This is a genomic window from Paenibacillus sp. plas6 (assembly GCF_057221655.1).
Genome location: NZ_CM170151.1, coordinates 4,138,159 through 4,150,950, shown reverse-complemented (window position 1 = coordinate 4,150,950; position 12,792 = coordinate 4,138,159). Strand labels below are relative to the sequence as shown.

Annotated in this window: 16 protein-coding genes; all 16 read right to left on the bottom strand. The window is 39.1% G+C overall.

Annotation, left to right across the window (positions count from 1 at the left end; genetic code table 11):
* Positions 1–8 precede the first annotated feature (8 nt).
* The 16 genes from fliP to fliG all read right to left on the bottom strand — a co-directional run bounded on the left by fliP (position 9) and on the right by fliG (position 12,783).
* Positions 9–764 (bottom strand): flagellar type III secretion system pore protein FliP, encoded by a 756-nt coding sequence (gene fliP, locus AC2TDL_RS18385; protein WP_484697512.1) that lies wholly within the window; start codon positions 762–764, stop codon positions 9–11.
* Between the two features lie 17 nt (positions 765–781).
* On the bottom strand, positions 782–1,357 hold the full coding sequence (locus AC2TDL_RS18380) for a flagellar biosynthetic protein FliO (RefSeq protein ID WP_484697511.1): 576 nt from the start codon (positions 1,355–1,357) through the stop codon (positions 782–784).
* A 70-nt stretch (positions 1,358–1,427) separates the two neighbouring features.
* Positions 1,428–1,790, bottom strand: coding sequence for a response regulator (locus tag AC2TDL_RS18375; RefSeq protein ID WP_484697510.1), 363 nt, complete (start codon positions 1,788–1,790; stop codon positions 1,428–1,430).
* A gap of 26 nt (positions 1,791–1,816) precedes the next feature.
* Positions 1,817–3,073, bottom strand: a complete 1,257-nt coding sequence (fliY, locus tag AC2TDL_RS18370) for a flagellar motor switch phosphatase FliY (RefSeq protein WP_484697509.1) — start codon at positions 3,071–3,073, stop codon at positions 1,817–1,819.
* A complete protein-coding gene (fliM, locus tag AC2TDL_RS18365; RefSeq protein WP_484697507.1) occupies positions 3,063–4,064 on the bottom strand; it encodes a flagellar motor switch protein FliM in 1,002 nt (333 codons plus the stop codon). The genes fliY and fliM overlap by 11 nt, the downstream gene beginning before the upstream one ends.
* Positions 4,065–4,095: 31 nt before the next feature.
* Positions 4,096–4,560 (bottom strand): flagellar basal body-associated FliL family protein, encoded by a 465-nt coding sequence (locus AC2TDL_RS18360; RefSeq protein WP_484697505.1) that lies wholly within the window; start codon positions 4,558–4,560, stop codon positions 4,096–4,098.
* Between the two features lie 2 nt (positions 4,561–4,562).
* A complete protein-coding gene (locus AC2TDL_RS18355) occupies positions 4,563–4,784 on the bottom strand; it encodes a flagellar FlbD family protein (RefSeq protein WP_484697504.1) in 222 nt (73 codons plus the stop codon).
* Positions 4,785–4,837: 53 nt separating this feature from the next.
* On the bottom strand, positions 4,838–5,650 hold the full coding sequence (gene flgG / locus AC2TDL_RS18350; protein WP_484697503.1) for a flagellar basal body rod protein FlgG: 813 nt from the start codon (positions 5,648–5,650) through the stop codon (positions 4,838–4,840).
* Positions 5,651–5,721: 71 nt separating this feature from the next.
* Positions 5,722–6,108, bottom strand: a complete 387-nt coding sequence (locus tag AC2TDL_RS18345; RefSeq protein WP_484697502.1) for a TIGR02530 family flagellar biosynthesis protein — start codon at positions 6,106–6,108, stop codon at positions 5,722–5,724.
* Positions 6,105–6,623 carry a flagellar hook capping FlgD N-terminal domain-containing protein gene (locus AC2TDL_RS18340; protein WP_484697501.1) on the bottom strand — a complete coding sequence of 173 codons (519 nt, stop codon included), beginning with the start codon at positions 6,621–6,623 and terminating at the stop codon, positions 6,105–6,107. Before AC2TDL_RS18340 ends, AC2TDL_RS18345 begins: the two co-directional genes overlap by 4 nt.
* Positions 6,624–6,657: 34 nt before the next feature.
* Entirely contained in the window at positions 6,658–8,178 is a 1,521-nt protein-coding gene (locus AC2TDL_RS18335; protein ID WP_484697500.1) for a flagellar hook-length control protein FliK, read from the bottom strand.
* A gap of 56 nt (positions 8,179–8,234) precedes the next feature.
* Positions 8,235–9,143: a MotE family protein gene (locus AC2TDL_RS18330; RefSeq protein WP_484697499.1), complete on the bottom strand. Its 909-nt coding sequence runs from the start codon at positions 9,141–9,143 to the stop codon at positions 8,235–8,237.
* Between the two features lie 24 nt (positions 9,144–9,167).
* Entirely contained in the window at positions 9,168–9,614 is a 447-nt protein-coding gene (gene fliJ, locus AC2TDL_RS18325; RefSeq protein WP_484697498.1) for a flagellar export protein FliJ, read from the bottom strand.
* 8 nt (positions 9,615–9,622) lie between these two features.
* Positions 9,623–10,948: a flagellar protein export ATPase FliI gene (fliI, locus tag AC2TDL_RS18320; RefSeq protein ID WP_484697497.1), complete on the bottom strand. Its 1,326-nt coding sequence runs from the start codon at positions 10,946–10,948 to the stop codon at positions 9,623–9,625.
* On the bottom strand, positions 10,935–11,777 hold the full coding sequence (locus AC2TDL_RS18315) for a FliH/SctL family protein (protein WP_484697496.1): 843 nt from the start codon (positions 11,775–11,777) through the stop codon (positions 10,935–10,937). Before AC2TDL_RS18315 ends, fliI begins: the two co-directional genes overlap by 14 nt.
* Complete coding sequence (fliG, locus tag AC2TDL_RS18310) at positions 11,770–12,783, bottom strand: flagellar motor switch protein FliG (protein WP_484697495.1); 1,014 nt, start codon at positions 12,781–12,783, stop codon at positions 11,770–11,772. Before fliG ends, AC2TDL_RS18315 begins: the two co-directional genes overlap by 8 nt.
* Between the last annotated feature and the right edge of the window lie 9 nt (positions 12,784–12,792).

Below are 12,792 nucleotides of genomic sequence, written 5' to 3'. Positions count from 1 at the left end.
AAACATTTTTATGGGCTAAAGCTTAGCAGCAATGATCTTACAACTAGGTGCCAACCATCTACGAGAATAAATAACAGAATCTTAAAAGGCAAAGAAATCATAATTGGTGGAAGCATCATCATCCCCATCGCCATTAATGTACTAGCAACGACCATATCAATAATTAAGAACGGGATAAAAATCATAAATCCCATTTGAAATGCCGTTTTTAATTCACTAATTGCGTATGCAGGTATTAATGTTGTAATTGGAATATCCTCATACGTAGCTGGTTTATCCTCACCTGTATAATTCATAAACAACATTAGATCCTTCTCACGCGTATGATTAATCATGAAACGCTTCAAGGGCTTCGCCGCTTCCTCAAATGCTTGCTCCTGTGTAATCTCGCCTTGGATATAAGGCTGCAACGCTACCTCGTTCACTTCGCTAAACGTCGGTGCCATCACGAAAAATGTTAAAAACATAGCAAGTCCGACTAGAACTTGTGCAGGCGGAACTGTATTTGTTCCCATCGATGTTTTCACAAAGCTTAGTACAATAACGATTCGCGTAAAGCTCGTCATTAAAACTAATATTGCAGGAGCAACACTTAACACTGTGATTAATAATAGAATCGATAGTGTACTCGTTCCTTGAGCATCCCCATCACTATTACCAATGTTAATGGATATATCCGGAATCGGTTCGGCATATGCATAAGGTACCATTATAAGAAGGAATGTGATCATCAGCGGTACAATAAGCAGCCACTTTTTTTTCATTGTCCATCAACCATTCATTATTTTTTATCCTTAAGGATAGATTCAAGCTGTTGCTTACGTTCCGCTTGCTTATCTAGCTTGGCTTGTAATAAATCTTCAAATGATCCCACATCATTCCAGCTCTCAGTGGAAACACTATCCTTGTTACTGCGACTGTTCATCTTATTGCGTGAAGCTAAAAATTGCTTAATTGAAGTAAAGCTCAAATTACTTTGCTCTTGCAGCTCAAGAGCTTGCGTAATAATAGCAACTTGCTCTGGGTCAACTTCTTTATCAAGTAATGTGACATTTTCTCCAACCCCAACAATATATAAACGACCAGCAATTTCGATTACTTGCAGTGAACTATTTTGACCCAAGCTAATACCGCCTAACGAACGTAAACCACGCTGACTAGACCAAGAACGATTTCGTCTTGACAGCCATCTTATTGTAAACATCAGCAGTGTAATAACAACTGCAAGTCCAATAAGTACCTTAACGATGTCCCATATCGGATTGGTTTGAAGAAGCGAAGCATTGCTTCCATTAGATAAATCTGTAGTTAAATCATTTCCTAGCTCACCATTACTGGAAGCAGCAACAGTGAGCATAGGAATTGAAGTACATAGGCAACTGCTTATTATTAAAATTGCTAATTTTCGCATTATGCGCCTACTCTCATTAACCAAGTGTTTTCTTAATTGCTTCAATTACACGATCAGCTTGGAATGGTTTAACAATAAAGTCTTTAGCGCCAGCTTGAATTGCGTCGATAACCATCGCTTGTTGACCCATAGCTGAGCACATAATCACTTTTGCATTAGGATCCAATTTACGAATCTCTTTTAGTGCTGTAATACCGTCCATTTCCGGCATTGTGATGTCCATAGTAATAAGGTCAGGCTTTAGTTCTTTAAATTTTTCTACTGCTTGTGAACCGTCTGGTGCCTCACCAACAACTTCATACCCATTTTTCGTTAAAATATCACGAATCATCATTCGCATAAATGCAGCGTCATCAACAATCAAAATACGATTAGCCATTGTTTTTTCTTCCTCCTAGAAATCTCTTATTGTAGTTTTTGAATTCTGTCCCATTGACTCACGATATCTGTTACACGGACACCAAAGTTCTCATCAATAACAACGACTTCACCTTTTGCAATTAACTTGTTATTAACAAGGATATCTACTGGTTCACCTGCAAGTTTATCTAGTTCAATGATAGACCCCTGTGACAACTCGAGTATGTCTTTAATTTGTTTTTGGGTCCTTCCTAATTCTACAGTGACCTTTAATGGTATGTCGAGTAGTAAATTCAGATTTGTACCATCAGTTTGAGCATATTGACCATGATTTAACGAAGCAAATTGCACAGGCTGTACATTTACATTGCGATTTACATTCGTATTATAGCTATGCTGCTGATAATCCATAGGTTGACCATACCCCCCTTGTTGAGGCGGATAATATCCCGCTGGCGGCACATTAGGCGGCATAGTAGGTTGTACGGGTTGTTGTACTACAGGCTCTTGTACAGGCGTTACAGGAGCTTGTACAGGAGCTGGTTGAGAAGCTGTTGGCTGTGGTTGTGGTGCTTCCAGCGCCGCAGGAGCTTCTGCTTCAGTTCCCATTAATGTCGCAACCATTTGCTTAGCAAATGAAATTGGCAATAGTTGAAGAATTGTTGAATCTATCAAATCACCAATTGTCAGATGAAAAGATACTTTAATCATGACATCATCAGGTGGTAAATGATCAACTCCATCGCCTGACTCTACATCAAGAATATTAATTCCTGGTGGAGAGATGTTAACTAAGCGATTAAAAATGGTAGACATCGAAGTAGCTGAAGAACCCATCATCTGATTCATTGCTTCCTGTACCGCAGAAATATGAATTTCATTCAATTCTTGTTCAGTTACATTACCTTCTCCGCCAAGCATTAGGTCAGCTATAACTTGTGCATCATTGGTACGAATGACGAGGGAGTTAATTCCTTCAAAGCCATCTACATATTGAACGCTTACTGCTACATGTGGCTTTGGAAACACAGTCGCTAGTTCACTTTTTCTAACTAGTGAAACAGATGGTGTGGTTATATCTACTTTTTTACCAAGCAAAGTAGATAACGCTGTAGCAGCACTACCAAATGTGATGTTTCCGATTTCCCCTAGTGCATCCTGCTCAAGTGAAGAAAGGTAGTCTTCTAATACTTCTCCGCCGCCTGCTGGAACAGGCAAGCTTTCTTCCTCAGCAGAGTCGCCGGAGGATTGACGAAGCAATGCATCAATTTCCTCTTGAGACAAATAATCCTTACTCGTCATGTTCTTCTTCCTCTCCTTCACTCACTATCTCATCAATTTGAATCGCTAGGCGATCTTTAATTGATCCGGGACTTCCAATAAATTTCAACTTATCTCCTACCTTTATTTTAAGTCCTTCATCAACAGATTTGTTTAACGATAACACATCACCTTGAGCTAAGCTTAAAAACTCTTGAATCGTGATGGTAGTTTCACCAAGCTCAGCAACAATTGGAAGCTTAGTATTTTTAACACGTTGCTCAAGAATTTCTACTTCTTCTGGTATACGTTCTTTTTTCTGAGAAACAAACCAATGATGAACAGACAGTCTTGGCATAATTGGCTCCAGTACAACGTGCGGAATACATAAGTTGATCATCCCAGTTGTATCTCCTATTTTTGTACTGAAGGAAATCAAAGCAATCGTTTCATTAGGAGAAACAATTTGCATAAATTGAGGATTTGTTTCTAAGCCTTCTAGCTTTGGCTTAATATCCATGATAGTCTTCCATGCCTCTTGGAGACTATCAAACGCTCTAGCAAATACTCTTTCTAAAATGTTGGTTTCAATCTCAGTCAACGCATTCATCTTAGAAGGTGCTGCTCCAGGACCGCCGAGTAAGCGATCTAACATGGCAAAAGCAACATTAGGGTTTACTTCAAGCACCATTCGTCCTTCAAGAGGCTCGGCTTCAAAGAGATTTAAAATTGTCATCTTTGGAATCGAACGAATAAATTCATCATAAGGCAATTGCTCAACATCAACTACGTTAATTTGCACAAATGTTCTTAGCTGTGCAGAAAAGTAAGTTGTCAGATAGCGAGCAAAGTTTTCATGAATTCGAGTTAAGCTACGAATATGATCCTTGGAAAAGCGTACCGCACGCTTAAAATCGTATACACTAATTTTCTTTGTCGGTTCTTCCTTCTTTAATTCTTCCGCGTCCATCTCACCAGATGATAAGGCCGCAAGCAAAGCGTCAATCTCATTCTGAGATAAAACATCAACCATGTCTCTCACCTCCTTGGAGGAATTTCAAAAACTAGATTCTAGTAATCATAAAATCAGTAATTTCTACTTTTACTAGTTTTCCTTTAGGCAGAATCGGATTAATTAAATTTAACAGCTTCGATTCTAAAGCATCCTCACCCTGAGAGCCGTTTAATTCTTCTGCGGTCATATCAGCAAGTGTTCTGCTTATAATAGGTTTAATTTCAATTTCCATGATTTGATCAAAGCTTTCCTTAGCTTTAGCACTATCTAATTGGAAAGCGAAATTAATGATAACTAAATCTTTAGGATCTTTTAAATTTCTACGGAAATCTGTTAATACTGAAGTTACCTCAACGCGTTCTTCTGCACTAAGCACTTCAACTTTTACAGGCTCATTTTCAGCATTTGCCGTGGAAGCATCATCAAACATCGTTTTATACACAACAATGCCTACCACTGCAATCAAAGTAATAGATAATAATATGGTTATTAACCATGGTAGCATCTTTTTCATCGCTAATGCTCCTTTTTCTGTTCACTCTTTTGTGAAGCTGCAACAAGTCCAATTGATTGTAAAAACTTATTATTTAATTCAATAATTTCAGCCGTAGTTTCTTTCACAACAATTTTATTGCCAGTAGTTAAAGTTATTACTGTATTTGCAGCTTCTTCAACTGATTCTATAAGCAATGCGTTAATTGTAACAGACTGACCATTAATTCTCGTTACAGTAATCATCGCTTCCTCCTAATGGCTAGGAAGGGATTCCCCCTCCTAGCTTACTATTTAACTTAGCGCTTCAAATTAACTACTTCTTGCAAAACTTCATCTGAGGTTGTAACAATTCGTGAGTTTGCTTGGAAGCCACGTTGCGCTACGATCATTTCCGTAAACTCGCTTGTTAAGTCAACGTTAGACATTTCAAGCTGTCCGGAGATAATTGCACCAGTACCTAGTTCAGCATCATTTGGTGCAACAATTTCCATTTCACCTTCAGGGTTTGCGTTTACTGTCATTCGATATAGGTTACCACCAAGTTTTTCAAGACCAGATGGGTTAGCAACACGAACAAGACCAATTTGTGGTCCTTCAACTTGACCATCTGCAGTATTACCAATAATAAAACCATCTTGAGAGATCGTAAATGAAGTAATTTCTTCATCCAAAATGATTGGCTGACCACCAGTGTCAAGAACGAACAGACCATCAGCATTTACAAGTTGGCGATTCGCATCTAGTTTAAAGTTACCAGCTCTCGTTAGTACTTGTTCACCATCATCCCCAGCTTGAAGAACAAAGAAACCATCACCATTAATACGTAAATCAGTCGATTCGTTAGTTGTCATCGCACTACCAGCAGTATGCACTGTATCGATTGATGCAATAGCGGAACCAAGACCAACTTGCTTAGCATTTACGCCCCCGCTTGTTCCTTCTTCAGGTGCTGTAACCCCGCTTACGGTTTGACTCAAAATGTCAGAAAACATTACGCGACCTGATTTGAAGCCTATTGTGTTTACGTTAGCAATATTATTACCAATTACATCAAGCTTAGTTTGGAATCCTCTCATTCCAGAAACCCCAGAATACATTGATCTTAGCATCCCTAATCCTCCTTTAACGTTTAAAGCTGCATCAGTCGTTCAGCAGCTCAAGGCTCCCTTTTAGGTCCAGCCTATGTAAGAATAATTGCACTATCAATTTGAGTAAATAAATTACTTTTCATTTGGCCGCCATCTAGCGCTGTGACAACTGTTCTAGTAGGTACATTGACAATCATTGCAATATCTCGATAAATGATTAAGGAGTCTTTTGCACCTTTTTCTGCTGCCGAGGTAACTGCTTCATTAATTTGATTCAATCCCTCTTGCGGCAAGCTTATCCCTCGTTGTGCCATACGTATCTCTGCATGATGACTAAACTTTAGCATTTGCTGATCAAATACTTCAGAAAACTTTTTGCCTTCTGCAGAGTTTGATTTAACGGTGTTACTTTTATTGACAAAGCTGTTAGGATTCACTTGCATCGGATATAGTTGTCCAACCTTTATTCCGCTGTTCATGAACCACTCACCTCATTGCCCTCCTGTGTATCATTTGAAGCTAATTGAGTCGAATCACTTTCAAAGCTATCGCTTGATTCACTGGCTTGATTCACTGAAATTTGATTAATAAAATCGATTCCTACAAGTTTGCCATTTACTTCAACATAAAGTTTATTGTCATTCGTTACAATTGATTCGACAATACCAGTACCCGTAACCACTTGTCCATTGGAATCATATTCTTGCCACGATACATACTTACCAATCAAGCTTGATGCTGTTCCAATATTTTGTCTTAGCAAGCTAATTTCATCTGCAATATTTAGCAATTGCTCTACAGATGAGAACTGTGCCATTTGCGCGACAAACTGAGTATTATCCATTGGAGATAGCGGGTCCTGATTTTTTAATTGGGCAACGAATAAACTTAAAAATTGATCTTTACCAAGTGCAGTTGATTTAGTCGAAGCTTTAGCAACATTCGTTTTACTATAGTTAGGCCATACTGGTGAACTTGTGATTGGAGTTGACATATTTTTCACCTCCCACAGTCTGTAATATTTAACATTAAACGATTTCGTTAACAGCTCTACCAAAGCCAAGCTGTTGACTCGCTACATTAATCAACAATTCTTCCTCAAAGGTTTCTTCCTTCGTACCAGATCCAGATTGCTCTTGGCCTTGTTGATTGCCACTTGAACGCTGTTTTTGACCTTGATTCAAGCCAGAAGCCAGTTCACTTTGGGATATTTCAATTTTTTCAACTGTTATCCCTTGTTGAGCAAGTGAAGTACGAAGCTGCAAAATTTGATTTTCTAGTGCATCTTTAGCCATTGCAGTTTCTGTTTGGAAAATTGCTGTTAGCACTCCATTTTGCACTGAAAGCTTCACATCAACTTGACCTAGATGTTCAGGAGTAAGTGAAATTTTCGCCTCTGTTACACCATTCAGATTAGAAATGTTGAAACGTTGAACAACAAGCTCTTTCATCGTTTCAGCAAATTCATCTGCAATTACATAAGCACTTGTTGAACCAGAAGTGCTTCTAGATAGTTGAAGAAGAAAATCTTTCGCATTATCAGCTTTTAAATGAAAATCAGGTAATGCTGTTTGAACTGGAACAGTTTCAGCGTTAGACGCTTGTACTGGTTGAGTCAATTCAGCAGCTTGTACAGTTTCAACAACTTGTGTCGCTGCAGTTGCTTGGCTTGTTTGTCCAGATTGAACAGCTTGTACTGCAATATTAGTATTCAACTCTGCAACCTTTTGTGCAACAGGATTAAATGAAGCTTCCTGTGTTAAACGTTGCAAATGATTAGTAACATTACTGTCAGAAGTTAGCTTTGGCACAACAATTTCTTGTTGACTGTTAGCTTGCTCATTACTTTTTTGCTTCACATTAGATAAAAGCTCATTTAATTTTGCTTGCACAACTTGAAGCTGATCCTGCAACAAGGAATTAGCCGATTGACCAAAAATGACTTTATTCGCATTAGTTTGCAGAGCTTGCTGTAAAACTAACAATTGATCAGACAATTTATTGATAGTTTCTTTTGAATTAAAGGACATATCAGCAGAAGCTATCAAATGGGCAACATCAAACGATGGTTCTTGCTTTGCACCATGATTTGAACCAAGAATTAAAGCAACAAGCGCGCTTATCTGCTGTAGTAATGAAGCAAGCATGTTTTGCTGTTCTTCAGTTAAATCAGCATCTGTCAACTGGTCAAGTTGATCAAGCAGTTGTTCAATAATTGCATCCAAACCTTCTTCAGTCAGTTCTTCCGATGAGATTTGGGAGGCATTATTCGCCAGCAACATTGATTGAACTAAGGCATTAGTCTCAGATGCGATTAATTCTGTCAGTTGCAGATCTGCAACCTCTGATTCAGCAACAGTTGCTGTCGGAGCAGTTGTCCCTTGCACTGTTTTGTTTGCATCTTGTGTCCCCATCACATTTAATAATTGCTTTTGAAAGTCACCTTCACCACTTCCAACAGTACCATTACCGCTATTAGCAGCATTACCTGCCAGCTGTGAAGCATTAGATGTCATCGAAAGACTATTGAATAAAGTCATAGCATCCATAATTTCACCTCCTTTCGATAATATCTTGTAAATTATTGCTTTGTATTAGGCCTTCATCAATTTTCCATTAATTTTGTTACAAGCATTGCTGCAGAACGTTCATCTATTTCAGCCATTTCTTCTAAAATTGCAGAACGCGCAGTGCTATTTGTTGCCTGAAGTACTCTTAAAACTTTACTGGAGCTAATATCCATCATTTTAGATAGCAATTCCGCTGCTGCAGAAGCATCCATTGCAGCAAATGTAGCAGCCAAGTCGCTATCGCTTACTTGAGTAGAGCTTGTATCACTTTTGCCCTCTGTTTGCAACGCTTGAATACGAGATTGCAATGCAGCGATCTCTAAATCCTTGGAGCTTTCAATATCTTTCAACTTAAGCGTAACATCTGCAGCAACTTGAGGAGTCATTTTCTCCATGATACGCACTCTGTCATCAGCACGCATACTATTAAATAGTAATGCCATTTCATCTAATGTCATGCTTTGAATAATTGGCGCTGCTTTACTTGGCGTCATTTTAGAAAACATACTTGCTAGCTCTTGAATTCGCGCAGAATACTCCTCATCGGTTGCAGCAGTTGCCGTCGTTTGCTGTTTCGCTGCTTCTTTTTGCTCTTCTAATTTGCTTATCGTTTGCTCTTGCTCTACCGTTTTGGCAGTTGCTGCTTCTAATTCCTCTTGAACTGCAGCTAGTTGAGCCTCAAGCTCTTGAATTCGCTTTGTAAACTTTTCATTTCGCAGTTCATCATCTGAAACCGTTGCACTTGTTGTAGGCTCAGGCAATATATTTTTAATGACTGGAATGTTATTTCCGATTTCTAAAGCTTTATTACGAAAATCTACATTCAAAAACGTAACAACCAATCCCAGCAGGACAACTACGAACAATAATGGAGTTATTACAAACACTGCTTTCTCAATAAAACTGCTTTCTTCCTTTTCTTCATCAACGGCAGCCAATTCCATTCACTCCCCTATCGCACAAATATCTTATGGAGCAGGTGACATAAAACGGATGGTAGCCATCTCGTCTAGCTCAAGTTGCTCTTTAAGCAGCATATCGTATTGGAATTTAGCATACGCATGCTCTTTAGCCTTATGCCATACCTTTTCTTCCTTCATTTTACTTGCTAATTTGTTTCTACAAGATTCGACTTTTTGTTCAGCTGCACAAATATCTTTACATTTACTCTTAATTTTCTGGGTAAAATATTCGATATATTGGTTAATAGTAACAATATCTCCTAAGGGAGAAGCTTCACGCACAGCTTTATCCAACTTTTGTTCCCACTCCAGTTGCTGTTGCTTCAAATACTTAAGTTGTTGCTTTTCAGCATTCAGTGCACTAATTGCATCGGAAAGTAACCATTCGGCTTGTGTCTTTTCACTTTCTTTTAAATCAACGATTTTTTGAAAGCTATATTTAAATGATGCCATTACGATAATCAACTCCTACTAAAATTCGCAATTAACTGCTGCTGAATTTGTTCAAGCGTTAGTTTTTCGTTAGTTCTTTGTTTTGTAAATGAGTTAATTAAATCGATATATTGAATTGCTAAGTCAATTTGTTCGTTTGATCCATGTTGATAAGCTCCGATATTGATTAGATCCTCTGAATCTCGATAGATTGCTAGCAATCTTTTTAGCTCATTAGCGGCATCCAACTGTTCTTCCGTAACAATTTGATTCATAACACGGCTGACTGAAGCAAGAACATCTATCGCTGGGTAATGTCCTTTATGTGCCAATGCTCGACTTAACACAATATGACCATCAAGAATACCGCGTACTGCGTCAGCGATTGGTTCATTCATATCATCGCCATCTACTAATACAGTATAAAAGGCGGTGATAGAGCCTTTAGTGCTTGTTCCAGCTCGCTCTAAAAGTTTAGGCAGTGCAGCGAATACAGAAGGAGTATAACCTCTTGTTGCTGGAGGTTCACCTATTGCAAGACCAACTTCACGCATTGCCATTGCATAACGTGTTACGGAATCCATCATCAGCATCACATTCAAGCCGCGGTTTCTAAAATATTCCGCAATCGAGGTAGCAATCATTGCACCTTTCATCCGAATTAGTGCAGGTTGATCCGATGTTGCGACAACTACAACAGAGCGAGCCAAACCTTCTGGACCGAGGTCTTTCTCAATAAACTCTAACACTTCCCGGCCGCGCTCACCAATCAGAGCAATAACGTTGACATCGGCCGCGGTGTTTCTAGCAATCATACCTAATAAAGTACTTTTACCAACACCGGACCCAGCAAAAATACCAACACGCTGACCTTCACCAACAGTTAGCAGTCCATCAATTGCTTTTACACCAGTACCTAGTGGCTTTGTTACCCTAGGACGAGCAAGTGGATTGTCAGGTGTATGATGAGTCGAATATGATGGCATTGTGCTTGGCAGAAAACTTCCATCTAAAGGATTACCAAGCCCATCGAGCACTTTGCCAAGCAATTCTGAGCCGACTTGTACAGTTAACGGCTTCCCTGTTCCGACAACATCACAACCAGGACTAATTGAATGAAGATCACCTAATGGCATTAGGATGACTTTATTTTCACGAAAGCCTACAACTTCAGCTTTCAATGGTTTGTTTGATTTTAATGGATAGATATAACATAAATCACCGATTGAAGCATCTGGACCTTGTGATTCAACTGTTAATCCAATGACCTGTGTTACTTTTCCGTTAATACGAACAGGATCAATGTTATTAAGATGCTCCTTATATTTATCCATTTGAATATTAAGCTTGGTCATTTGCCTGACCTCTTTCTTCAATGCTTTGATGTGCGATATGCATCAGCTCACGTTTAATTTCGGACAGCTGAGTGTCAATTCGTGCATCAATACTACCAAACTTAGAACGAATAACGCAGCCTTTGTCTTTCACTGAAGCATCAGGAATAATGACAAGCTCTGCTTGCGAGTCTATAGCTGCATTCAATTCCTCTCGTGCAGCTTGGACAAATGATAAGGAGCTTGGCGCTACGCAAAGTGTAATTTCACCTTGCTCACGCCGTCTCGCAAGGGTGCGAGTAATTAGCTCGACCACTAGCTGAGGCTCAAGTGATAACTGTTGATCTATAATCTTTTCAGCTATTGCACAGCTTAATTCAATAATGTAAGGTTCTGCTTCTTGAATTAATCTTTCGCGAGTATGATACGCTTCTTTTAGAATTGTGGCAGCTTCAGCTAGATTATGCTCCCATTCGCCTCTAATTTTAGCTTCAGCCTCTGCGAGACCTTGATTGTAGCCTTCATGGTAGCCAGCTTCTTGGAGCTGCGCTCGAAGCTGCTCATCTTCGTTGCGTTTCTCGAGCCACCAAACCTCAATTTGAGCTTTAGCGTCCTCGAGCATTTTTTCGCACTCTTCAGCAGCTTCCTTTACTCTTGCATCAGCTGCTACCTTAGCATCATTAATAATCTGATCTCGTAAAGAAATCGTTTCTTCATCAGGTTTATCTTCTTCTTTTTCTGGCAATTCAGAGTTAACCTGAGAAATTATTTGATTAATTCGATGATTAGAGCGCAACTTTTTATACTCATCAAGCGTTAATACATGTGAGGACTTGATTAAATTAGACAATTATATCATCTCCTCCGCCACGCGCGATGATAATTTCACCTGACTCTTCAAGTCGTCTTATAATAGCTACGATGCGAGTTTGTGCTTCTTCAACATCACGTAAGCGTACAGGTCCCATAAATTCCATTTCTTCTTGGAAAGATTCCGCCATCCGTTTCGACATATTTCGGAATACAGCCTCACGCACTTCTTCACTAGATACTTTAAGCGCAAGCTGCAAGTCAGCATTTTCAACATCGCGAATAATGCGTTGAATGGAGCGATTGTCAATATTAACAATGTCTTCAAATACAAACATGCGTTTCTTAATGTCTTCTGCAAGCTCAGGATCTTGAATTTCAAGCGCATCTAGAATTGTGCGTTCTGTACCACGGTCTACACCATTCAAAATTTGAACGATAGAATCGATACCACCAGCATTTGTGTAGTCCTGTGTAACAGTAGAGGATAGCTTTTGTTCCAAAATATGTTCAATTTGTGCAATGACTTCTGGAGAAGTACTATCCATTAACGCGATCCTTTTAGCTACATCAGCTTGCTTATCCTGTGGTAAGGAGGATAAAATTACCGCTGCTTGTTCAGGTTGTAAATAAGAAAGCACTAATGCAATTGTTTGTGTATTCTCGTTTTGAATAAAGTTCAATATTTGTGCTGGATCAGCTTTTCTCGCAAAATCAAACGGTCTTACTTGCAAGGTTGCTGTAAGTCGAGCTAGTACTTCTTTTGCCTTATCTTCACCCAACGCTTTATCTAAAATTTCTTTAGCATAAGCGATACCGCCTTGGGAGATATATTGCTGAGCCATACAAATTTGATGGAACTCTTGTAAAATGTTTTCTCTATCATCGCTGTCAACTTTGCGAACATTCGCAATTTCCAGCGTAAGTTGTTCAATTTCATCATCACGTAAATGTTTGAATATTTGCGCAGACACCTCAGGCCCAAGCGTGATCAATAAGATGGCTGCCTTTTGACGTCCCGTCAATCCTTGAGCTGTTTTAGACAAAGTAAAGCA

What these genes read in the sequence shown, in the direction of transcription:
- fliP (WP_484697512.1), bottom strand. Translation starts at nt 764, where the DNA reads ATGAAAAAAAAGTGGCTGCTTATTGTACCGCTGATGATCACATTCCTT.
- AC2TDL_RS18380 (WP_484697511.1), bottom strand. Translation starts at nt 1,357, where the DNA reads ATGCTCACTGTTGCTGCTTCCAGTAATGGTGAGCTAGGAAATGATTTA.
- AC2TDL_RS18375 (WP_484697510.1), bottom strand. Translation starts at nt 1,790, where the DNA reads ATGGCTAATCGTATTTTGATTGTTGATGACGCTGCATTTATGCGAATG.
- fliY (WP_484697509.1), bottom strand. Translation starts at nt 3,073, where the DNA reads ATGACGAGTAAGGATTATTTGTCTCAAGAGGAAATTGATGCATTGCTT.
- fliM (WP_484697507.1), bottom strand. Translation starts at nt 4,064, where the DNA reads ATGGTTGATGTTTTATCTCAGAATGAGATTGACGCTTTGCTTGCGGCC.
- AC2TDL_RS18360 (WP_484697505.1), bottom strand. Translation starts at nt 4,560, where the DNA reads ATGAAAAAGATGCTACCATGGTTAATAACCATATTATTATCTATTACT.
- AC2TDL_RS18355 (WP_484697504.1), bottom strand. Translation starts at nt 4,784, where the DNA reads ATGATTACTGTAACGAGAATTAATGGTCAGTCTGTTACAATTAACGCA.
- flgG (WP_484697503.1), bottom strand. Translation starts at nt 5,650, where the DNA reads ATGCTAAGATCAATGTATTCTGGGGTTTCTGGAATGAGAGGATTCCAA.
- AC2TDL_RS18345 (WP_484697502.1), bottom strand. Translation starts at nt 6,108, where the DNA reads ATGAACAGCGGAATAAAGGTTGGACAACTATATCCGATGCAAGTGAAT.
- AC2TDL_RS18340 (WP_484697501.1), bottom strand. Translation starts at nt 6,623, where the DNA reads ATGTCAACTCCAATCACAAGTTCACCAGTATGGCCTAACTATAGTAAA.
- AC2TDL_RS18335 (WP_484697500.1), bottom strand. Translation starts at nt 8,178, where the DNA reads ATGGATGCTATGACTTTATTCAATAGTCTTTCGATGACATCTAATGCT.
- AC2TDL_RS18330 (WP_484697499.1), bottom strand. Translation starts at nt 9,143, where the DNA reads ATGGAATTGGCTGCCGTTGATGAAGAAAAGGAAGAAAGCAGTTTTATT.
- fliJ (WP_484697498.1), bottom strand. Translation starts at nt 9,614, where the DNA reads ATGGCATCATTTAAATATAGCTTTCAAAAAATCGTTGATTTAAAAGAA.
- fliI (WP_484697497.1), bottom strand. Translation starts at nt 10,948, where the DNA reads ATGACCAAGCTTAATATTCAAATGGATAAATATAAGGAGCATCTTAAT.